We start from the raw sequence: 20,658 nt of genomic DNA on the forward strand, positions 1-20,658 counted from the left end.
TTACTCTCAGGATATTTAGTGATTTAAGCGGGCTACAATCGGGCGGGCCATTCCCGGAAATAGATGAAACAGTCGCAGTCCCCAGCCCACGGCTGTGGGCGAACGCAATAAGCGGGCCAGCCAGCGACACCAGAACAAACGGCCGTCCGTCAGGGCATAGTGAGCGTTTAACCATTTTTGTTCCAGCGCGGAATCCCAGTGGCGTATTCCTTCCGGCACCAGTTGCGCAACAGCCATTCCCTCTGTAATCGCGTTCGCCATCCCTTCTCCGGTAAACGGTTCCAGATAACCGGCTGCATCTCCCAGCACAAACAATCGGTCGCCCACCGGTCGCAAAGTTTTACGGGTGACAGGCAACGTGCCCTTAAAACTGCTCTCGGTCATTTCCGGCAGTACCGGGGATCCAGACTCTCTCAGGATCTGCAATACCGCGGCTGCTGGACCGGCACATTGTTTGATAAAAGCCCGATCGATGGCAGCAGCCAGATTCAGGTTCTCTCCTTCCACGCGTACCAGACCCACATAGCCGGATCTGTGGATCGCCATGTGAATCATGCCTGGTGGATAGGATGTATGGTTTTTCACGGCAAATGCCGCACCGACTCCAATCCGGGAATCGGAGGCAACCTGCATGTCAAACCCCGAACAGTTCTGCAGACTGGGATGCCCCAGCCCGTCCGCCGCCAGCACAATTTTTGCAGAGACGGAACCAGCGAAGTGCCCCTGGTAATTGAGTTCTACTGTTCGTGAAGAACGTTTTTCTGAACTGCCGACGACGATCGCAGTGGTATCCTGCAGAAACTCAGCACCGGCGTCGATCGCCGACTCAACCAGTCGCGTATCGAAAACTTCTCGAGAAATCGCCAGTCCCCCCGGTAAAGCGACCGCTGTTTTTCGTCCCTGGTATTGCATACGAAACTGATTTATCGGCACTGCACCGGCAGATTCCAGTAACTGGCCCAGACCGATCTGTTGCAATGCATTGATCGCCCGCTGATTGAGACAACAGCCACAGACTTTGTAACGGGGAAATGTTTTGCGTTCGACCAGCAGTGTCCGCAGTTTCTGCTGTGCCAGTTGCCGGGCCGCCACAGCCCCAGCGGGACCGGCACCGATGACGAGGGCATCCCAGTGCTGTCCACAGGCTGCTTCCCGATTCAACGAACTGGTCAGAGTCATACTCGACTCCACTTCAGCAACCAGCGTTGCGGCCAGTGACGCGTGACCTGAAAACCACTTAATCCGGCCTGTCCGGCCAGTTCCGTAATCTCATTCACCGTAAACGCGCCTGCCACTGAGAGCGGACCATCAGTGTGCACAACCGATGAGCGGGTTAATAAACGACAGGCCGTCCAGGCAAGCCCGTATCCGGCGCGCGATCGTCGCAAATCATTCACCAGCATCAGTTGCCTGGTCGACTGCGACATAATTTTCAGAAGCTGTTGAGCGGGCTCCTCATCAAGATGATGCAGGAACAACGAGCACATGACCACATCATATTGTTTATCCAGCGATTCCGAGAGCACATCGCATTCAAAAAATCGCACCTGCTCCTGCCCCCGGTTTGAAGCCTGCTGTGTCGCATACTTGACAGCGAAGGGGCTGATATCACAGCCATCAACCTCAACGGAAATTCCCGCACGCTTCGCACGGGCAGCAATGCTTAACGCGACATCCCCGCCGCCACTGGCAATATCCAGTATCTGTAAAGGTTTCCCAGTTCGACGTCGGGCTAATTCCAGAATGACCGGCCACACGATGGCATCACTGCGACTCCACCAGTTAATTCGCCCCAGACCCGCTAAGGCGTGACTATGCTCGCCTTCAGACAACCCGGGCTGATCCATCAATTCCGGTTCTCGCTGGCGGATTTTTAAATTCATATTTAAGTCAATTCGATTCGATCCATCGCCTCAGCCCGCATTGATGCTGAGTTGAGCATACCCAATCGCTACTAATAATACAGTAGTTCGGGTGCGCGATCATTGTGATTCAAGCCTTAGTTGTTAAGACGAGATACAGTCTATCAGGCTCAGGCTCCAGGTTGAACAGATCAGAGCGAACTATGCCAGAATGTCAGACACAACTCTCGCAGGACGCCCATTCGTAATCATCTGTTCCTGACCATTGTGATGATAGAGCAACTGCTGATAATCAAGTCCAAACAGCCGCATGATGGTGGCCTGGAAGTCATTGGGGGTCACAACATTTTCTACCGCTTTATGCCCGAACTCATCTGTTTTCCCAAAGGTCATTCCCCCTTTAATGCCACCTCCGGCCAGCCAGATACTGAATCCCTGGCCGTTATGATCGCGGCCTGCACTCTTGGCATCGCCGTGGTTCTGCGTCACAGGCAGTCGCCCGATCTCGCCCCCCCAGTGCACGAGTGTGGAATCCAGCATGCCCCGTTGCTTCAGATCTTTTACAAGTGCCGCAGAAGGCTTATCCGTGCGACCACATATCGCAGGCAGTCCGGTTGAAATATTGCTGTGATTGTCCCACGGTTGTCCTCCGAGGAACAGTTGCACGAACCGCACCCCGCGTTCCACCAGGCGGCGGGCGATCAGACATCGGGTTCCGTATTCTTTTGTTTTGGGATCATCCAGACCATACATATCCTGTGTGGCTTTGGTTTCCTGAGAGAGGTCGAGCGCTTCGCGGGCGGAAGTCTGCATCCGCGCTGCCAACTCATAACTTGAGATTCGCGCTTCCAGATCCGATTCGTGAGGATGCTGTTCGTAATGTCGCTTATTGAGTGTCTGCAGCAGTTCCAGATTCAGCTGCTGCAAAGACCCCTGCAGATGTGCCGGTGCATCCAGATTCAAAATGCGTGGCTCCTTGGGTCGCAGTACGGTGCCCTGGAACAGTGACGGCATAAATCCGTTAGACCAGTTGGTGACGCCATCCACGGGCAATCCTCCCGGATCAGTCAACACCATGTACGCCGGCAGGTTTTGAGATTCTGAACCTAAGCCATAAACCAGCCAGGACCCCAGATTCGGACGTCCCAGCACTCCAGGAATCCCCCCATGAAAATAGCGAATTGAGACCTCGTGACCATTGGCGCCAGTATGCATGGAGCGAACCACACAGATGTCATCCACAATTTCTGCCAGATGAGGCAACAGTTCTGAAAGTTCGGTCCCACATTGCCCGTGCTTCTGAAATTTCCACGGACTCCCCAACAGCTTTTTACTCGCCTGCTGCACGAAGCTGTATTGGATATCGCCTTTAAAATCAGTCCCGCTATATTTAGTCAACTCCGGTTTGGGATCGGTCAAATCCATATGCGCCGGGCCGCCATGCTGAAACAGCGAGATCATGGCTTTCGCCTGTGGTGCGAACTGCGCTGCCTTAGGCGTCAGATCAAAATGAGGTTGCTTGATGGGAATGTTCTTGGGCCGCGCCAGGAGTTGATCTTGCTTCAGTAGCCAGGCCAGCGCAACAGTACCAATGCCCATCGCGTTTTCTGCCAGAAACTGTCGTCTGCTAAAATGTGTCATCGGCTACACCAAAAAGAAGGAACTCAAATACTTTCGAAAATTATACTCAGTCAAAACGCTGATCACACTTATTAATCGACATATAAAAATTCGTTAGAACTCATCAACGCCTGGCACAGATTCGTAATCACCTGTTGCCCGGGCGTGACGCCTTTGGGAAGCTGTTCCGGATGTTGTTGCAAATAAACCATCTGGTTGTTGATGAATCGGATTACCAGAAGCAGTTCGTCCGGCGTCGGTTGTCGGCAAAGGGCCAGTTCAAAGGCATAAGCTGCCTGGGCAGGCAGACTTTTCTGTTCTGGTTCCGGTCCTCGGAATTCAGCAGCAGAATCCCACTTATGCACTCCTCCCTGCTCGTTTTTCAGCGACAACTGAAAACCCCAGGAGAAAGAATCAAAGCCGACATCCTTCTGTTTACAATCCGTAATGAAGTCAATGGTATCGCCCGGTTGAACCATTAATGAGCCCACTCCTGTATCAACAGACTGATTTTTGATGTCCCACTGACCGGCCAGCCCGGAACGACTGGAAAGGACCAGTGCCCGCACGCCATTCCCGTGTTCACTGCCATGCTGTAGTTTTCCTGTGACAGACAGCGTCCCCGAAGCCGGCGCTGTCCAGCGACGGATGGCAACATACTGACTGCCCGGATGACCGCCTCCCGCATTCAATGTCACCCAGCCCAGTGCAGGATCCGGGAGCTTGGGGCCTCCCTGCCAGCTGGAACCAGACCAGTGAGGTAGTGCAGTAAAGGTACTCTTCAGCGAATCGGTTTCATCCAGTTTCCCATAGCCATAACTCCACACGGGCCTGACAGTCGGCGGGAGTTCAGGCAGTGATGCCAGCACATCCGGTTTCAATTCCGGTGCATCCCGCGCCAGTCGTTCCGCCAGCTTCCCGGATTGTGAAAGGATAAAACTGCCGTTCATCAGCATCAGAGACTGGGTTGCGACGGTCGAACTCGAACGCCGCTCACAGTTGATCTCCATTACCGGCGCATCAAATGTCTGCAGCATCCCCACCGGCTGACTGCGGCGGGCCTGAATATATAGACTGCGACGGAGCTGATCACCGGAGACGACAACCTGACCGAAGTCGTCCTCTTTGATAGCCACCGGGGCACCATACAGCTGAGGATCAAGCACACCGGAAACGGCCAGCATCCGATCCCGTAACGTTTCTGCTTCGAGGCGGACAATTGGTTTACGCCAATAGTAATTATTTTCCGGATCGATTGATTCCTTACTCGGATCAGGGGCGCCTGCCTGTCGATAGGCAGTCGATAACATGATTGTACGATGCAGTTTTTTCAGGTCCCAGCCCTGCTGCATGAATTCAGTAGCCAGCCAGTCGAGTAACTCCGGATGCGTGGGAGTCGAACCCAACTTGCCGAATTCGCCTGGCGTGCTGACAATCGCCCGTCCGAAGTGATGTAACCAGATTCGATTTACTAACACGCGAGCGACCAGCGGATGTTCTCCATTGGTCAACCAGCGGGCGAATGCCAGCCGACGCCCGGTCGTCGGCAGGGTAGTATCATTAACCGGGAATTTCCTGCGTTCCCCTTCCGGTGCTACCACTGTCAATCCTGCAGGCTCTATCACCTGCATGGGCTGTCGATAATCGCCGCGGTGAAACAGTTTTGTCACGGGCAGATGATTGGCAGGTTCAACGGCCACTCGCAAAAACTCTTCCACCGGCTTTTTACTTCTGATCTCAGCGATCTGTTTATCAAATTCCTTCAACTCTTCTGCGGCTTTGGGAAGATACTGATACAACACGCCCGGTGAAATATTAACACTGGGGTTTTTCTTGAGCAGTTCTTTCTGCTCAGGAGTTCTTTTATCTGCGGCAGTCTGGTAGGCGGTTTTTAACTGGTCCCGCAAAGGCTGCTCATATTTCTTCAGCTCCGTTTCCAGAGCTTCCGCCATATAGGCGGCCTGCTTTTCAATTTTGGTGGCGACGACTTTTTTGACTTCGGCTTCTATTTCTGCTGCTTTCACCCGATCAGCGGCTGTATACAGCGAGACTTTCCTTTGGGGTGGTGTCTGCCAGTGCTGCCAGTCAAACGCCGGCTCAAAAACAGCCCGCATTGCAAAGTAATCCGACTGTGGAATCGGGTCATAACGATGGTCATGACATTGTGCACAGGCAACACTGACCCCCATCAGCGAACTGCTGACAATCTTCATTGTATCCGCAATGACCTGATTGCGCGCTTCAGGAGTATTACTGCCGCTGCCAGTTCCGTCAGCTGCCATTCGCAAAAATCCTGTAGCCGTCAACAGTTCAATCTGTTTTTCTGTCAGATCGCCTTCACGCTTTCCGGCCAACTCATCCCCGGCCAGTTGCTCCACGATGAATTCATTGAATGGTTTGTTCGCATTCAACGATCGAATCACATAGTCACGGTATTTCCACGCCCAGGGGCGCACGACATCATTCACCGTATAACCTTCGGAATCAGCATACCCGGCGATATCCAGCCAGTGACGTGCCCAGCGTTCTCCGTAGTGAGGCGACTGTAACAGTTCATCCAGATAGACTTCGTACCAGCCAGCAGACTGATCTGCCATCACCCGGCGAATCTGTTCCGGACTGGGAGGCAGACCCAGCAGGTCGAAACTGGCGCGCTTGGTCAGCGTTAGTTTCTCGGCATCGGGAGAAAATGCCAGACCTTCCGGCATGGCTTTTAGCAGCAACGCATCGATGGGCGAACGTACCCCCGGTCTGCTTTTGAGTTCTTCAGAAACCTCTGGTCTGTGCACAGGCTGGAACGCCCAGTAAGCCCGTTCTTCGGGTGTAATTCCCAACCCCGGTTCAATCGTCTCTGGCTCGGGACGAGCCGTTTTCGCTCCTGCGGCGATCCAGCGTTTCAGAGTCTCGATCTGATCCTGGGGAACCCGCGCTTCGCCGGGTGGCATATCGCCACTCTCAATGCGTTCGATCAGATAACTCTTGTCCGGTTTCCCTGGAATGATGGCTTCGCCCGATTCCCCCCCCCTGGTCATGAAACGGACCAGGCGCAAATCGAGGCCCCCCTTCATTTCTTCAACGGCGCCGTGGCAGTCAAAACAATGGGCACGGAAGATCGGTCGAATATGTTCTTCGTAGGTTAATTTCTCCGGTTTTACTTCTTCAGCAGACACACCTGCGCAAAGTACACAGCAACTTACCAGTAACATCAAACAGAAGCGTTTGAACAGGATCGTCATACAGGACTCCATTAGAGGTAATTTACACGAATCTTAGTACCGGTATCGTAAATCACTCCCGAATAACATTCAAGGATTTAGATATTTTGATATATGCTTACCGTTCACTTCTATTTTCGCACGAATATTCCGTTTGACAAACCTCCAAATCCAGTTTTCCCAACGATTTGTAAAAATTCTGAGCCAGTCACCGGTTCGGATTGGCTATCGTCAGCTAATAACCACTAAACTATACCTTCACCGCATAGAACGCATACGCTAAATACCTGTTCAACATCACAAGATCGGGATACTCTGCGATGGAAGTCGATCAGTTACGCTATTTTTTACGAGTTGCCGAACGAGGTAATTTCACCCGGGCTGCCGAAGAACTGCTGATCTCGCAGCCGGCCCTCAGCCGTTCCATCCAGAAGCTGGAAGAAGAACTGGGGCAACCCGTCTTCGAACGTAAAACCCGCTCCGTTGCCTTAACGGAAGCGGGTAAGTTGCTGCAATCTCGTGCCCAACAGGTTCTCACACTGATCGCTGACACCAAAGCAGAAATCTCAGACGATGGCCAAAGCGGCCAGATTCGGGTCGGTGCGATTCCCACGATCGCTCCTTTTTTTCTCCCTGATTTATTGCGGCAGTTTTCTACAGAGTTCCCCAAAGCTTCTCTGATCGTACAGGAAGATACGACCGACCATTTACTCAAACGCTGTACCCAGGGAGAAATTGATCTCGCGATCATCGCACTTCCGGTCCCGGCCAAATACCTGGAAGTTGAGGAACTGTTTGAAGAAGAACTGCTGTTGGTTCTGCCTCCCGATCACCCCCTGGTAGATAAACCACATATCCGCTTGAACGATATCAAATCCTATCCGTTCGTCCTGCTGGATGAAGCACACTGCCTGTCAGACAATATTGTTTCGTTCTGCCGACAACGCTCATTTCATCCCGTGGCGGTAGAGCAGACCAGCCAGCTGGCGATGGTACAGGAACTGGTCTCTTTATCGCACGGAATTTCCATGATTCCCCAGATGGCGCGGCGACTCGATAAAACAGACCGTCGCGTCTACCGCTCGATCAGCGGAAACAGTCCCACGCGAAAAATCGCTGCTGTCTGGAATCCCTATCGTTTTCAGAGTCGACTGCTGCTGGAATTCAGGAAACGACTTCACGAGTACTCGCAGATTCAGTGCTCACTGAAATAATCAAATCCATCCATGCACTTCAGACATAACAGCTATCCATCGATTGCATTAGACATACAGAATGCAGCGACGTATAGTTGAATCAAACAATAAGCAGCTTCATCTGTTTTTACAATTCAATTTTATGCAGATGATAGAACGATTCTGCCAGCCATCAAGGAACAGAGACTATGACTGACAAGCCGACGCTGACCACCACCGGCGGAGCCCCCGTCCCCGACAATCAGAACTCATTAACAGCAGGACCACGTGGCCCTGTACTGATGCAGGATTACCAGTTAATCGAAAAACTGGCTCACCAGAATCGGGAGCGAATCGCAGAACGAGTCGTACACGCCAAAGGCTGGGGCGCGCATGGTACGCTGACGATCGAAAATGACATCAGCAAATACACGAAAGCCAAGGTCCTGCAACCAGGTACAAAAACGGAAATGATCGCCCGTTTCTCTACGGTCGCCGGCGAGGCAGGAGCCGCGGATGCCGAGCGTGATGTACGGGGATTTTCATTGAAATTTTATACCGAAGAAGGCAACTGGGACCTGGTCGGCAATAACACTCCGGTCTTTTTTGTCCGTGATGCTTATAAATTTCCCGACTTCATCCACACCCAGAAACGACATCCCAAAACCAATCTGCGTTCTCCTACCGCGATGTGGGATTTCTGGTCGCTCTCACCGGAATCACTGCATCAGGTGACCATTCTATTTTCCGACCGTGGCTTACCAGTCGGCGTCAGAAATATGAACGGCTACGGCAGCCACACCTACAGTCTCATCAATGACAACAACGAACGCTTCTGGGTCAAGTTCCACTTCAAAACTCAACAGGGACACCAACACTGGACCAACGCCGAAGCGGAACAGGTCATAGGAAAAACCAGAGAAAGCACACAGGAAGATCTGTTCTACGCGATTGAGAAAGGGGACTTCCCCAAATGGAACATGCAGATCCAGGTCATGCCGGAAACAGATGCCGACCTCACGCCCTATAATCCATTCGACCTGACCAAAGTCTGGCCGCACGGCGATTATCCGTTAATCGACGTAGGCACGCTGGAACTGAATCGCAATCCCGAAAACTACTTCGCGGAAATCGAACAGGCGGCCTTTTCCCCTTCGAACAAGGTGCCCGGCATCGGCTTTTCGCCTGATAAAATGCTGCAGGCACGCGTCTTTTCTTATGCCGACGCCCATCGTCACCGTATCGGCACTCACTACGAATCGCTACCTGTGAACGAACCAAAGTGCCCCGTGCATCATTATCACAAAGACGGTGCAATGCACTTCAAATCGAACGGCTGCCCCGTGGATGCCTACTACGAACCAAACTCTTTCAACGGCCCGGTAGAAAAACCCGATGTCGCCGAACCACCACTCAAGATCACCGGCGACGCCGCCCGCTATGATCACCGCGAAGGCAACGACGATTACTCACAGCCCCGCGCCCTGTTCAACCTGTTCGACGACGGACAGAAATCGCGACTGTTCTCCAACATCGCCGCCGCCATGCAAGGCGTGCCCGAGGAAATCGTCGAACGCCAGCTCAAACACTTCGAACTGGTTGACCCCGCGTATGCTGCCGGCGTGCGGACAGCCTTGAACGCTTCCTGAATGTTGAGACTCTGAAAATAAGAATCGCCTGCCGACGGTTTCCTGTTGGCAGGCGATTTCTGTTTTAGGCTATTCAATCTCGACACCAGTTGATCACCAACTCAGTGTACCGTTCCCACAGCAATGGAAAACGGGTGACATTCGGAATATGATTTACTTCTAACAGATACTTCTCCCCATCTTCGCCAACAACATAATCATTGGCAATCACAGGCAGGTTGAAATACTGCGCGAGTGCTCTGGTATCTTCTGCCAAATCGGCATCGACATTCATGAAATCCGCAGTCGGATCGTGGATTGATTTTAACCAGTCGTCGCCTGTAAGCTGTATCTGGAATACTTCATCGCCTAGCAGAACGACGCGTACCGCATTCCCCGGATAAAACGGCTCGAGTGTGCTGCTGAATTCCGCACTCCATTCGCCCTGAACCCGTGCCTTGTTTTCACCACAATGCCAGTTTCCCCACTTGGCTACCTGCTCTGTCTCAAGTTTAACAGAGCCCCCCGCAGGGACATATCCGCGTCCGAAACCCGGAAACTGAGTCTGTGAAAGCGCCCGCACCAGACAGGCATGTTTATCACGGCAATTGAGCATACCAAGCGGATCTGGAAAACAGGGACCACCCCACAATGCCAGCGCGACAAACAACTCTGCATCGCTTTCAAAGATGCCATGAAAAATCACTCGATCAACTCGCGACTGCCAGCCACCCGATTCGTTATCAACGTACAACTGCCCGTCCTCAACCCGAAAACCAGGCAGAGAGGGATGAGCAATCACACGGCCTGAAATCTGTTGTTTCAGAATTTCGATTTCAGGTTCATCAAACCCGATCAGACAGATGTTTTCATTCATGAGACACCATAGCAGTCAGAAGATCCATTTAAGCAATTCAGATACAGAACCAGTAATAAGTGGACCGGATGGGAATCGAACCCAACACACCGACTTTGCAAAATTCAGTCGCCCCCAAGGTACATGCCAGCCCTTAAAATAAATAGCAGAGCCCGGAATCGAACCGGGTATTCCAACCTTATGAGAGTCGGCCGGGCACCTGCCCCTCTGGGTCATAAAAGTTGCCAAGGCGAGATTCGAACTCGCAATCCCTGTGGGAACGACTTTCTGAGAGTCGCGCGTCTTCCAGTTTCGCCACTTGGCCATAGTTAAAAGTGCGTCGGGACGGAGTTGAACCGCCACAGCTTAAAGCGGGTGGGTTACAGCCACCGGGGCTCGCCAATGCCCAGCCAACGCAAGTAAATTAATCTAGTTCTGATTCCGTCTATTCATAAAACTCCCATTCTTAATCTACTCGATCCAGATGGCCCTGGAGACGCTGTAACAAATCTGGCCACTGGTCAGTAGCGCGGGCGGGAGTCGAACCCGCAGACAATCACGAAATTTTAAGTTTCGTTGCTTTACCAGTTTGCATACCGCGCCGTTTTTAAGCGTCCCCGATGGGATTTGAACCCACGACCTTCTGCGTGACAGGCAGACGAGCACTCCGGACTGCTCCACGAGGACGTAATAATTTTCAGTAGCTCGAGTGGGATTCGAACCCACAGCATCACTGATTCTAAGTCAGTGTGGTCTGCCAGTTGCCTACCGAGCCGGAGAATAAAAGGTGTCAGGAACGAATGGCACTGCCGCTGTTTTTTTGATTTGTGTTTGCGCAACGATGCCTGCGTGACGCTGTCACGTTTTTAATTTTCTGATTTTTTGCCAGTTCGCTGGAAATTGTGTTTGGCAAAACGTCTCCTGGCATTATGCTGCGTTCTGGCAGGGCCTTTCTTGGATGGTGTGTGAAGACATTTGACCAAGGAAGGTCCTATGCCATTTATATCATCTTCCCGCGTGAATGCAGCATCGTTTTCTCTTTTTAAACGATCAATGCTGCAAGATGCTTCGCTCCCGCTGTCTGATGTCATCAACGATCAGCGCTGGCAGCAGGTGTTTAACAAACACGACATCGACTTTGGCAGTGATCCCGATGTCATTTACACACCGGCAATCACTCTCTGGGCGTTAATCTCTCAGGTGTTCTTTTCCGGCGAGCAACGCAGCTGTAAGGCAGCCGTCATCCGTGTTGCCAGCTTATGGGCGGCACTGGGGCGACGGGTCTGCAGTACGAATACCGGTGCTTACTGTCGCGCGCGACTCAAACTATCCTTTACCGTCATCCGCGATCTCGTCCAGCAACTTGCCGCGGATGCCGAAGCGGCCTGTGACCAGAACTGTGTCCAGTCCCGAGAGCAGTCAGCGGCGCGTCTCAGTCCTTCCAGCGTCGCCGATGTGAAATCACGGAGTACCGGCGGTCGCATTCTGCTCGTTGACGGCTTCACCATCACGGCCGCCGATACCCCTGAGAATCAGCGGGCCTATCCGCAGAACCCGGCTCAGAAACCGGGGCTCGGGTTCCCCGTTCTCCGCTGCGTTTCTCTGATCTCGATGACCACCGGACTGCTGGTCGATCTGGTGAGCGGGCCTTACAGCGGTAAAGGGAGTGGCGAAACGGCCCTGCTTTGGCAAATGCTCGATGCACTCCGGCCGGGTGATATTCTGGTGGCTGACTCGTATTACTGCACGTACTGGCTGGTGAGTGCGTGCCATGCCCGGGGCGTTCAGATCCTGATGAAGAACCATCACCTGCGTGACAATCATCCACAAACCGCACGTCGACTGAGCAAACAGGAGCGACTCGTAACGTGGTCACGTCCCTCTGTCTGTCCTGCCTGGATGACCCGTCAGGAATTCTGGCGACAACCGCTGACACTCACTCTGCGGCTGGTCGATGTGCAGATCAGTCAGCCGGGGTATCGCGCCAAAACATTTACGATTGCCACCACCATCACAGATCAGAAAGCATGCCCGGCGCGCTGGATCGCCGCCTTGTATCAGAGCCGCTGGCTGGTCGAACTGGATATTCGCAGCATCAAGTGTTCTCTGGGCATGGATATTCTGCGTGCGAAGTCTCCGGGGATGGTGCTCACGGAACTCTGGTCATGCCTGCTGGCGTACAATCTGATTCGGTTGAAGATGCTGCAGAGCGGCATGGCAACAGGTCGTGATCCCCGTTCACTCTCGTTTACCACCACGCAACAGATGCTGGCTGCGAATTGGTTGCTGGGCGCGGTTACAAAGACGACTGAGGAATTAGCCACACTCGGACAGCAGATCCCCAGCAGCGAACGTGTGGGACATCGTACCGGCAGAACAGAACCCAGAGCCAATAAACGGCGAACCAAAGCGCTGGCTTTGCTGAAGCAACCGAGATACCATTACCATCAACAACGAAGGGCCATCATATGAACGCAAACTCTTTCACCACAACAGGCAGTGCCATTCGTGTCAGGAACCTTATTTTAAGGTTCCTGACACCTTTTATTAGATATGATGACTTCCACTCCAGCTGCGGTGGCAGGAATCGAACCTGCGTCAAGACGATTAACAGTCGCCCACCCGTACCAGCACGAGTACCACCGCATTATTATTTTCTCTCTCTTCATCCCGCGTCTCGCGGAGTCAGGGTGACTGGATTCGAACCAGTGATCTCGTGCTCCCAAGGCACGCGGGTTAGACCAGACTTCCCTACACCCTGTTTAAAAAAGAGCGCCCAGCGGGAGTCGAACCCGCACTTCCGCCATGGCAAGACAGTAGGCTGCCGCTACATCATGGGCGCTGATTGGTTTGTTGATTGTCATAGTTCAAGAGCACCAGGTGGGATTTGAACCCACATGACCGCGTTACAAAGGCGACGTCTTACCAGGTTAGACGACCGGTGCGTGTGACTGTTCAATAAAAATGAGGTCGGAGGGATTCGAACCCCCACCTGACTGGTTAAAAGCCAGTAATGCAACCGTTACACCACGACCCCAAATAGAGAGGGGCGTGCGTTTAGAACAAAACAGATCAAACATAATCAATACTCCTTAAATGTTTTTAATGACCCGTGTGGGAGCCGGGGATAAAAGGTGTCAGGAACCTTAACATTAAGGTTCCTGACACCTTTTATCCCAGTGGAGACGTAAAAAAACCCGCTGCCTGATGACACCGGGTGATTTCAGAATTCTAAAGATCAACCAGATGTCAACAGCGCAAATTGAGCGCGAGCTTATCCTCAGCCGGAAGGCTGGCTAAGAGATTGCCTGCGGGATAGGTGTTTAAGCTGATTGTCTGCAAATAAGAAATCATGGAAGATAATATTCCGGTTTTTAAATGTGATAAAATTTAAGCCAACGTGGCTGTCAGTTGGACTGACTAACTACTAAGAGGCGCTCTGGTAGAAACGGTTCGCTTTTTTCGAAAGAAAGCTGCATCTTTTGAGATGCGCGAGGAATGCTGATTATTTCATTGTTTTTCTTGTTTCTGGAGTTTAATCTAAACTTCGACAAATTCATTTACGGCATCTTCGTTCTTTAAACAGGATCAGCGTTTTGTTTTCTCCTGCCCTCTTACAGATGATTCTGGTTGCAGCCCTGCTCTCTTTACTGTCAGCAGGAAAACTGACAGCTTCCGATTATTATGTAGCGACAACAGGCAACGATCAGAATCCTGGTACGCTGAACCAGCCGTTTCGTACTGTCGCCCGTGGTATCAGCTCCGCTCGCCAGCCGGGTGATAATGTGATTGTGAGAAAAGGAATCTATCCGCAGGCACGTACGTTGAATCTCGCTAACCCGGGTACCGCAGACAATTACATTTCCTTAAAGGCATTCGAGGAAGAGGAAGTCATCATCGATGGCAGCAATTTACAAAAAGATGCTACGCTGATTGCCGTCCTCTCACATCACATCCGTATTCAGGGCTTGACCGTCCGCAATTCACAGAACATTGGCATCTCGATCTGGGGACCGGGCACACGTGTGCATGCCGTCGAAGTCAGCGGTAATCGCGTGCATCATTGCCAGAACAGCGGCATCTATGCCGGCTTTAACAGACTGCACGATCCCGTGCGTGACCTGCTCATTGAAGATAATGTAATCAGTGAGTGTTCGCTGATGAATGAAGGCGGGCGATATAACCAGTGGAGCTTTGGTGCAGGAGCCGGTCTTTCCCGAAAGGTGACGATTAGAAACAACACCGTTTCTCATTGTTATGGCGAGGGAATCGGTCTTTACCTTTCCAATAAAGGAACCATTGAAGGAAACACAGTCCATGATAATTTTTCCGTCAATATCTATCTGGACAATACGACCAATACGCGTGTCAGTCGAAACCTGGTCTATTCGACTGAAGATCAGCGATTCTACCGCTTTAATCACCCCGCGTCAGGGATTCAGATTGCCAACGAAAATTATCAGGGCTTTAACAATCCTTCTTCCCATAACGTCATTACCAACAATATTCTGATCGGCAACTATATCGCTATTTCCTCGGGTAGTTATCAACGTGGCGGCGGGCTGAAACATACCCTCATTGCCAATAATACTGCCTGGGGTTCGATCGGTCCTCTGCTGCACATCGATGCCGACACAAGTCATTACAAGTCGCGTATCAGCAACAATATTTTCAAACAGACAGGTAATGTGCCACTCACTGACATCCAGGGTTCGACTGCCCGGATTGAATTCAGCAACAACCTCTGGCATGGCGGCGTACCTCAACAATCTGCGCGAAGTACCAGTGATCTCGAGGCTGACCCACAGCTCATTAACGGGGGATCCTTCAACCCGGAAGCCTATCGACTGAGTGAAAGCTCACCTGCCCACAATGCGGGTATCAAACTCCCGGAAGTGGAGCAGGATTTCAATGGTAAGCCAAGAAGTAAAAATTTCGATATCGGCGCCTGGTGAACCGAATGGTTTCTGCCGGATCAATCATATATGTCTTGATTTTACTCCGAATTATTTATGATTATCATCCAACATATTACAACGCTCTGGTCAAAATATTCACGAGGAATGCCCGACGCGGTGAAAAGAAACGCAGTTCCACATAAGCTGCTTTTACCAGATGCTCCCCAGCCCCTTCCACACATATTCGCGCACAAAGTCATCGCAGAAGAACTAAATGACTTCCAACTGAAACAGACAACATTGTTCCCCGAACCGGCGCAGCAATACTGGTCATTCCAGTTTCAACAACAAGCGGATCAACTGGAGATCCTGTTTACTTTCAGTTGGTCGGAGCACGGTGCGCCTGACCGGGGATCCTACTCCCGTCTGCTGTTCAGTCTGAAGCAGAACCAGACCGGAGTCTTCTCAATCAATGGTCGATTTTCATCGTATGATGATCAGTATTACGCATTGCATTCTGTCAATCTGGGTTTCGTCGATCGATTTCAAGATAATCTGTTTCTGACACAAACCCCGGAACACAATGTCGATCTGCGTGCCCCTCTCTTTTAAGTAATTATTTACTTCCGACCATTATCAAAACATCTACATTCAGCGGATCGCCAGCAGGGGCACATTTCCATACGGAAACTGCAGGACAAGCAGCGCCATCGCGGTTGCGTATTCATCGCCAATATTCGCATCATGCCAGGCACCATTCGGGGACTGTTGTGACAAGAGTTCATCGCGGACCGTCGGGTACCAGCGGTCCCATTCCGGTTTGCCCGCCTGCCAGGCGGCGTGCGTCGCGTAAAAGCGTCCGTAGAAATGATACTCGGCCAATTGACCAGGGGAGAGTTCCTGCGGAGGATGTGGTTGTTGCAAATAGTCACGTCCGCGCTTGACAACTTCGTCATCCTGGAGTCCGGCACAGGTGAGTGCCACCACCGCAGCCGCCGAGCGGGGAAACAGCGATTCGGGAGGATCATCCAATCGATAACGGAACCCCCCATCCGGGTTTTGTGCGCGCCTGAGAAATTCCACACTGCCATCGATGGCCGCGCGGGGTACTCCGATCCCGGCCTGACGTGCCGAAAACAATGCCAGCATCTGGCAGGTGGTGATTGATACATCCGCGTCTTTGGGGTCGGAAGTATAACTCCAGCCCCCCTGCTCGTTCTGTAGATTCAAAATCAATTCCGTCGCCGCTTTCAATTTAGCGCGGACGTTCGGATCGAACGACTCGCCAAACACTTGTCCCAGGAACATGGTCGCGAATCCGTGACCATAGAGCGTCGCATGCGTGCGGACCTCTGCTTCGACGATGAATCCATTCTCCTGCGCCTGTCCGAGCAGATAACGGATGCACTCCTGAATGGAACGGCGATACGCGCCGGTCATGCCCCGATGGGCCAGAAACGCCGTCCCCGACAGAGCACAGACGCCTACATTCCGCGCATACGAACCCCGGCTGCCAAACCCGCCATCTGCTGCCTGTTGCGAAACCAGCCATTTCAAACCGCGTTTGATAGCCGCTTGTGTCTGTGGGGTGATATGTTCCGGAAACCCAGACGGCGCAGCCTGAACGGGCTGTTCTCCCCACCAGCCGCGCACTGCTGCCAGCACACTCCCGAGTGCTGCCCCCAGCGCAGAGCGGCGTGTATATTCCGGCTTGCTTCTATCTGGGATTGTTGAATCAGGTTCTGTCATGAAGCAGTTCTTTTCTCATATTAAACTCTATCTCCTGCTTCATTTTATACGCCCTAACCAGCTCTACTTATGAATATTATTAATAAATTCTCGCTCATTTGAAATCTCTTTTCAGCCCCCCGTTTCATCAAGAGGCGATTATCGCAATAATCATAAGTGATTGGATTGGGGTGGAGTGACTCGAACAGAAATTTTTTTCAGTTTTCAACTCGGAAACACAATGCTGCAAAAAGTCATGGTATATATCGCAATGCTGTTTTTTGCGGCGCTGATTGCAGGCCTGTATGGCATGATTCATGATCAGATCAGCTATACAGTCTCGCCTGAATACTTTACCCGTTTCAAGTTTCAACAGTTTGGTCTTCCCTGGGGTGAGCAGTCACAACGGCTGGGAGCAGCAGTGGTGGGCTTTATGGCGACCTGGTGGATGGGAGTGCTGGTCAGCCTTCCCCTGGGACTGTTTAGTTTCCGGTTTCCCACGCCAGACATGATGGCTCGCAAACTGGCAATCGCATTCTTGATCGTAATTCTTGTCGCATTGCTCACCGGATTACTGGGACTGGGAATTGCCATGATCGTCATCAATGCAGAAACCATTGATGGTTCCCTGCGCCTTGTGCGTCCCAACGTCCAGGATCCCATACAATTCGTGCGTGTCGGCTTCATGCATAACGCCAGTTATCTGGGAGGTCTGTTGGGACTGATTGCAGGTATTATCTATCTGTGCCGAACCAGTACTCAATAATTTCTTTGCCGCGAACTCTCTACTTGAGTATTATCAACAGAAATAAATGCCCTCTTTCAAAAGCTGCCAAGCATGGCCTTTCACATTCCGTTTCTGATTTCTCGTAGATCGATTTCTCGAGCAGCATTACTTTTAATGCTGCTTTTATTCCCGATCGCAGTACCAGATCTCTCACTCGCTCAGAGTGAAGAACCGCAGACAGCCACATTCCTGAAAACCTGGGGGCAGCAGGGTGACAAACCAGGAGAACTGCATTTCCCGATTGATATTATGATCAACGCCACAGACGAAATTTTCGTGACCGATCACTTGAATGACCGTGTGCAGAAATTTGACGCGGAGGGAAAGCTGCTGAGTCACTTTCCGGTACTGCCCAATCCGGGGGGAATTGCGCTCGACAAGCAGGGCAATCTGGTTCTGTCGCACATTCTGGCTTCCGGATCGAGCAAACACAAAATCGGCGATCGCATCTCGATTTATTCCCCTGGCGGAAGACTGATCCGTCACTGGGGTCAGTTGGGTTCTGAACCGGGACAATTCAATTGTCCCGGTGGAGTCGCGGTAGCGGCGAACGGAAATATCTATGTCGCTGATCAGACGAATCACCGGGTGCAGGTTTTTGATCCCACGGGCCAGTTTCTGTTTGAGTGGGGTAAATATGGCAACCAGCCAGGCGAGTTTGGGGGTAAAGCGACGCCCAAGTCGCGTGTAGGCGGTCCACAATTCCTCGCCTTTGACTCTCAAGGGAATGTCTGGACAACCGAAGGCGCCAACTGCCGCGTCCAGCAGTTCACTCCAAAAGGAAAGCTGCTCCAGCACTGGGGAAGTGACGCTGACCAGCCGGGTGGCTTCGGTGGATTATTCACTGGATTTGACGGGCCTCCAGCAAAAGGGCTTAAAGGGCCGATCTCGATCATAGTTGATGACGACGATCAGTTATGGATCAGCGCCGTCAGCGGACGCGTGCAGCAGTTTTCGCCGGCAGGAGAGTATCTCCGCAGCTGTGGCGAAAAACAGGGAACGGCTGCAGGTGAATTCTACGCGCCGCACGGCATGGCATTCGACAGCAAAGGTCACCTGTACGTGGTGGATGCCTATAACCATCGTATTCAGAAGTTTGCGGTGGGACAGAAATGAGCGTCAGATCACGGATCCGAAAAAGAGAGTGGCGGAGATTCAGCCACGTTTATGGTGCGGGAGAAATTCAGGCAGGACGCTTGAAAATCGAACCGGTACATCAGATTCCGGACCGAATTCAAACCGGAGACGAGTTTGATTTCTGGGTTCACAATGGAACCTGTCTGCTGCTGATCACGCTGGAAAGTCAGCCTGCAGCACGCATGCATTATGTCCGCACAAAGTGGCGCGACCACCTCTCCATCCGGGTGCAGTTTGATTTTCATTGCCTGAGCGAACCGGAGCTCATTAAAATTGTCCAATGGATTAATCGTCTCGGGATACCGGACCGGGGACGCATCAGAAAAAGCAGATCAATCTCAGTTCCACCTGGAAGGGTGCCTGACCTGCAAACCAGGCTGTTCTAAAGGAGATACTCCCATCGGCTGGGCCACACACTACATTGAACAACTGCAGGCAGGTGAGACCGTCTCTTTTCGTCCGCGCGGGAATTCCATGAAAGGGAAAATCGAATCCGGGCAGTTATGCACGGTCGCCCCCGTTCTGGAAGATGAGCTCCAGAAGGGGGACATCGTGCTCTGTAAAGTGAATGGCAGTCAGTATCTGCATCTGATCAAAGCCATACAGGGCAAACGCTTTCAGATCGGCAATAACATCGGCCGGATCAACGGCTGGATTACGTTTCAGTCCATTTATGGTAAGTTGATCCAGGTAGAACCCTGACCTGCTACGTGCGGAACCAGAACCTCTCAGTAATCATTTTCGAATCAAGCATGCTTGTGAACGACAGGCATCCTGAACTCTGTTATTGACTATTTTCCTTTTTTTCGTTTTGAGCCTTTAATGCCGCTTTTTGCTCTTGGTATAATTTTTCACCAAGCTTAGACCGTTTCTCCTCGGCTTTCTTAACCTCTCTAGAGTTCACATCAATCCATACGGTCGCTTCATACAATTTTTCCGGTTCTGTTAAACTAAGCTTTAATAAATTTCTGTCCCATTGAAATCCTGTCACAATGGGCATCGGACCTCCGGAACTACCATAACCATTACCAAACACTCTTGAATCTTGGTCTATCTCTTTCAAGTTTGTCAGTCCGTTATTAGCTGCTTGCAAAGAGCCGCCCGTGACATTTTTCTCAAAATGATTCGTAATATTTGTGACATCAGGTAAAGTCGATTTCGGATCATGATCCAGAATACTCTCAGTCCAAAGAATCATTTCTCCGAAGACATGAAAACCCAGAATTTTATTATCAATCTCCAGGTATCCAATCTGTTCGCGTCCCACCCAGATACTCCCTGATTCTGAATCGGAGAATGCGGTCACTGATATCGTAAATTTTTCTGAACCATCACTTAATTCGTAATTGGTTCTTTTCGCATTGATAACAACTGCCGGCTGCTTACCAGACCGAAGTAACATGGCTTTCGAAGCTTGCCACTTACCAACCTGTTTCTTTTTAATTATTTCCGGGATACTAAAGGGCTTGTCCTTCTGCTCACTCGACACGATTGCAGGCACTGCCAGTAATACAAACATGAGGGTTGAAAGAATGAGACTTTGCGAGAAGATCATGTTCTTACTCCTTAATCACCGAAGTTGACAGAGACAGGTCAGCATAGCATGGCTGTGAGTGTAACATAAACAAAGCTTCCAGGAACGAAAAAAAGATTCGATACTCACCTGGCGGGCGGACACATGGGCCCCTGCTTCCAAAGGGTTGGCATTGTATTTCTGATTTGTGAGTCTGTTCTGACAGTTTCCTGTTGTCT

Annotated in this window: 15 protein-coding genes and 9 tRNA genes; 8 read left to right on the forward strand and 16 right to left on the reverse strand. The window is 51.5% G+C overall.

Features of this window, described 5'->3' with window-relative positions; translation table 11 throughout:
* Window positions 1-15: 15 nt before the first annotated feature.
* From Pan161_RS08125 to Pan161_RS08140, 4 genes are all read right to left on the reverse strand, one after another.
* Window positions 16-1,179: an NAD(P)/FAD-dependent oxidoreductase gene (locus tag Pan161_RS08125; protein WP_145225741.1), complete on the reverse strand. Its 1,164-nt coding sequence runs from the start codon at window positions 1,177-1,179 to the stop codon at window positions 16-18.
* A complete protein-coding gene (locus Pan161_RS08130) occupies window positions 1,176-1,883 on the reverse strand; it encodes a methyltransferase domain-containing protein (RefSeq protein WP_145225743.1) in 708 nt (235 codons plus the stop codon). The genes Pan161_RS08125 and Pan161_RS08130 overlap by 4 nt, the downstream gene beginning before the upstream one ends.
* Window positions 1,884-2,063: 180 nt before the next feature.
* Window positions 2,064-3,503, reverse strand: coding sequence for a DUF1501 domain-containing protein (locus Pan161_RS08135; protein WP_232103663.1), 1,440 nt, complete (start codon window positions 3,501-3,503; stop codon window positions 2,064-2,066).
* Between the two features lie 71 nt (window positions 3,504-3,574).
* On the reverse strand, window positions 3,575-6,718 hold the full coding sequence (locus tag Pan161_RS08140) for a PSD1 and planctomycete cytochrome C domain-containing protein (protein WP_145225745.1): 3,144 nt from the start codon (window positions 6,716-6,718) through the stop codon (window positions 3,575-3,577).
* Between the two features lie 299 nt (window positions 6,719-7,017).
* On the opposite strand from Pan161_RS08140, the gene Pan161_RS08145 reads away from it, so the two are divergent.
* Both Pan161_RS08145 and Pan161_RS08150 read left to right on the forward strand, forming a co-directional pair.
* Window positions 7,018-7,911, forward strand: coding sequence for a LysR family transcriptional regulator (locus tag Pan161_RS08145; RefSeq protein ID WP_145225747.1), 894 nt, complete (start codon window positions 7,018-7,020; stop codon window positions 7,909-7,911).
* A gap of 170 nt (window positions 7,912-8,081) precedes the next feature.
* Window positions 8,082-9,521, forward strand: a complete 1,440-nt coding sequence (locus Pan161_RS08150; protein WP_145225749.1) for a catalase — start codon at window positions 8,082-8,084, stop codon at window positions 9,519-9,521.
* A 73-nt stretch (window positions 9,522-9,594) separates the two neighbouring features.
* Here the strand turns inward: Pan161_RS08150 and Pan161_RS08155 are convergent, their stop codons facing one another.
* The 5 genes from Pan161_RS08155 to Pan161_RS08175 form a co-directional block, all read right to left on the reverse strand.
* Window positions 9,595-10,377, reverse strand: coding sequence for an ATP-grasp domain-containing protein (locus tag Pan161_RS08155; RefSeq protein ID WP_145225751.1), 783 nt, complete (start codon window positions 10,375-10,377; stop codon window positions 9,595-9,597).
* Between the two features lie 221 nt (window positions 10,378-10,598).
* Window positions 10,599-10,682: transfer RNA gene (locus Pan161_RS08160), tRNA-Leu, on the reverse strand.
* A gap of 199 nt (window positions 10,683-10,881) precedes the next feature.
* Window positions 10,882-10,959, reverse strand: a tRNA-Leu gene (locus Pan161_RS08165).
* A 9-nt stretch (window positions 10,960-10,968) separates the two neighbouring features.
* Window positions 10,969-11,043, reverse strand: a tRNA-Asp gene (locus Pan161_RS08170).
* A gap of 14 nt (window positions 11,044-11,057) precedes the next feature.
* A tRNA-Leu gene (locus Pan161_RS08175) sits at window positions 11,058-11,131 on the reverse strand.
* A gap of 218 nt (window positions 11,132-11,349) precedes the next feature.
* Here Pan161_RS08175 and Pan161_RS08180 point away from each other — a divergent pair.
* On the forward strand, window positions 11,350-12,828 hold the full coding sequence (locus Pan161_RS08180; protein ID WP_232103254.1) for an IS4 family transposase: 1,479 nt from the start codon (window positions 11,350-11,352) through the stop codon (window positions 12,826-12,828).
* Between the two features lie 100 nt (window positions 12,829-12,928).
* Here Pan161_RS08180 and Pan161_RS08185 read toward each other — a convergent pair.
* From Pan161_RS08185 to Pan161_RS08205, 5 genes are all read right to left on the reverse strand, one after another.
* Window positions 12,929-13,003, reverse strand: a tRNA-Asn gene (locus Pan161_RS08185).
* A gap of 38 nt (window positions 13,004-13,041) precedes the next feature.
* Window positions 13,042-13,117: transfer RNA gene (locus Pan161_RS08190), tRNA-Pro, on the reverse strand.
* A gap of 10 nt (window positions 13,118-13,127) precedes the next feature.
* Window positions 13,128-13,198: transfer RNA gene (locus tag Pan161_RS08195), tRNA-Gly, on the reverse strand.
* Window positions 13,199-13,228: 30 nt separating this feature from the next.
* Window positions 13,229-13,301 (reverse strand) — tRNA-Thr (locus Pan161_RS08200).
* Between the two features lie 20 nt (window positions 13,302-13,321).
* Window positions 13,322-13,393: transfer RNA gene (locus Pan161_RS08205), tRNA-Lys, on the reverse strand.
* A gap of 559 nt (window positions 13,394-13,952) precedes the next feature.
* Between Pan161_RS08205 and Pan161_RS08210 the strand changes: the two genes are divergently transcribed.
* Window positions 13,953-15,311, forward strand: a complete 1,359-nt coding sequence (locus tag Pan161_RS08210) for a right-handed parallel beta-helix repeat-containing protein (protein ID WP_145225753.1) — start codon at window positions 13,953-13,955, stop codon at window positions 15,309-15,311.
* A 120-nt stretch (window positions 15,312-15,431) separates the two neighbouring features.
* Complete coding sequence (locus Pan161_RS08215) at window positions 15,432-15,866, forward strand: hypothetical protein (protein ID WP_145225755.1); 435 nt, start codon at window positions 15,432-15,434, stop codon at window positions 15,864-15,866.
* 39 nt (window positions 15,867-15,905) lie between these two features.
* Here Pan161_RS08215 and Pan161_RS08220 read toward each other — a convergent pair whose 3' ends face one another.
* Window positions 15,906-17,003 (reverse strand): prenyltransferase/squalene oxidase repeat-containing protein, encoded by a 1,098-nt coding sequence (locus tag Pan161_RS08220; protein WP_145225757.1) that lies wholly within the window; start codon window positions 17,001-17,003, stop codon window positions 15,906-15,908.
* Between the two features lie 235 nt (window positions 17,004-17,238).
* On the opposite strand from Pan161_RS08220, the gene Pan161_RS08225 reads away from it, so the two are divergent.
* From Pan161_RS08225 to Pan161_RS30945, 3 genes are all read left to right on the forward strand, one after another.
* Complete coding sequence (locus Pan161_RS08225; RefSeq protein WP_232103664.1) at window positions 17,239-17,748, forward strand: hypothetical protein; 510 nt, start codon at window positions 17,239-17,241, stop codon at window positions 17,746-17,748.
* A gap of 135 nt (window positions 17,749-17,883) precedes the next feature.
* Window positions 17,884-18,885 carry an NHL repeat-containing protein gene (locus Pan161_RS08230; RefSeq protein WP_145225761.1) on the forward strand — a complete coding sequence of 334 codons (1,002 nt, stop codon included), beginning with the start codon at window positions 17,884-17,886 and terminating at the stop codon, window positions 18,883-18,885.
* Window positions 18,886-19,179: 294 nt separating this feature from the next.
* Window positions 19,180-19,608, forward strand: coding sequence for a S24 family peptidase (locus tag Pan161_RS30945; RefSeq protein WP_232103665.1), 429 nt, complete (start codon window positions 19,180-19,182; stop codon window positions 19,606-19,608).
* Between the two features lie 82 nt (window positions 19,609-19,690).
* On the opposite strand, the gene Pan161_RS08240 is transcribed toward Pan161_RS30945, so the two are convergent.
* The gene (locus Pan161_RS08240) at window positions 19,691-20,461 is read right to left on the reverse strand and encodes a hypothetical protein (protein ID WP_145225763.1); all 771 of its coding nucleotides are present in this window, start codon (window positions 20,459-20,461) and stop codon (window positions 19,691-19,693) included.
* Window positions 20,462-20,658: the final 197 nt, after the last annotated feature.

This window comes from Gimesia algae (assembly GCF_007746795.1).
Classification (GTDB): Bacteria; Planctomycetota; Planctomycetia; order Planctomycetales; family Planctomycetaceae; genus Gimesia; species Gimesia algae.

Bases quoted from the DNA above. Each gene is read 5' to 3' on its own strand.
- Pan161_RS08130 (WP_145225743.1), bottom strand. From the start codon at position 1,883: ATGAATTTAAAAATCCGCCAGCGAGAACCGGAATTGATGGATCAGCCC.
- Pan161_RS08155 (WP_145225751.1), bottom strand. From the start codon at position 10,377: ATGAATGAAAACATCTGTCTGATCGGGTTTGATGAACCTGAAATCGAA.
- Pan161_RS08180 (WP_232103254.1), top strand. From the start codon at position 11,350: ATGCCATTTATATCATCTTCCCGCGTGAATGCAGCATCGTTTTCTCTT.
- Pan161_RS08140 (WP_145225745.1), bottom strand. From the start codon at position 6,718: ATGACGATCCTGTTCAAACGCTTCTGTTTGATGTTACTGGTAAGTTGC.
- Pan161_RS08150 (WP_145225749.1), top strand. From the start codon at position 8,082: ATGACTGACAAGCCGACGCTGACCACCACCGGCGGAGCCCCCGTCCCC.
- Pan161_RS08230 (WP_145225761.1), top strand. From the start codon at position 17,884: ATGCTGCTTTTATTCCCGATCGCAGTACCAGATCTCTCACTCGCTCAG.
- Pan161_RS08240 (WP_145225763.1), bottom strand. From the start codon at position 20,461: ATGATCTTCTCGCAAAGTCTCATTCTTTCAACCCTCATGTTTGTATTA.
- Pan161_RS08145 (WP_145225747.1), top strand. From the start codon at position 7,018: ATGGAAGTCGATCAGTTACGCTATTTTTTACGAGTTGCCGAACGAGGT.
- Pan161_RS08135 (WP_232103663.1), bottom strand. From the start codon at position 3,503: ATGACACATTTTAGCAGACGACAGTTTCTGGCAGAAAACGCGATGGGC.
- Pan161_RS08125 (WP_145225741.1), bottom strand. From the start codon at position 1,179: ATGACTCTGACCAGTTCGTTGAATCGGGAAGCAGCCTGTGGACAGCAC.
- Pan161_RS08225 (WP_232103664.1), top strand. From the start codon at position 17,239: ATGGTATATATCGCAATGCTGTTTTTTGCGGCGCTGATTGCAGGCCTG.
- Pan161_RS08220 (WP_145225757.1), bottom strand. From the start codon at position 17,003: ATGACAGAACCTGATTCAACAATCCCAGATAGAAGCAAGCCGGAATAT.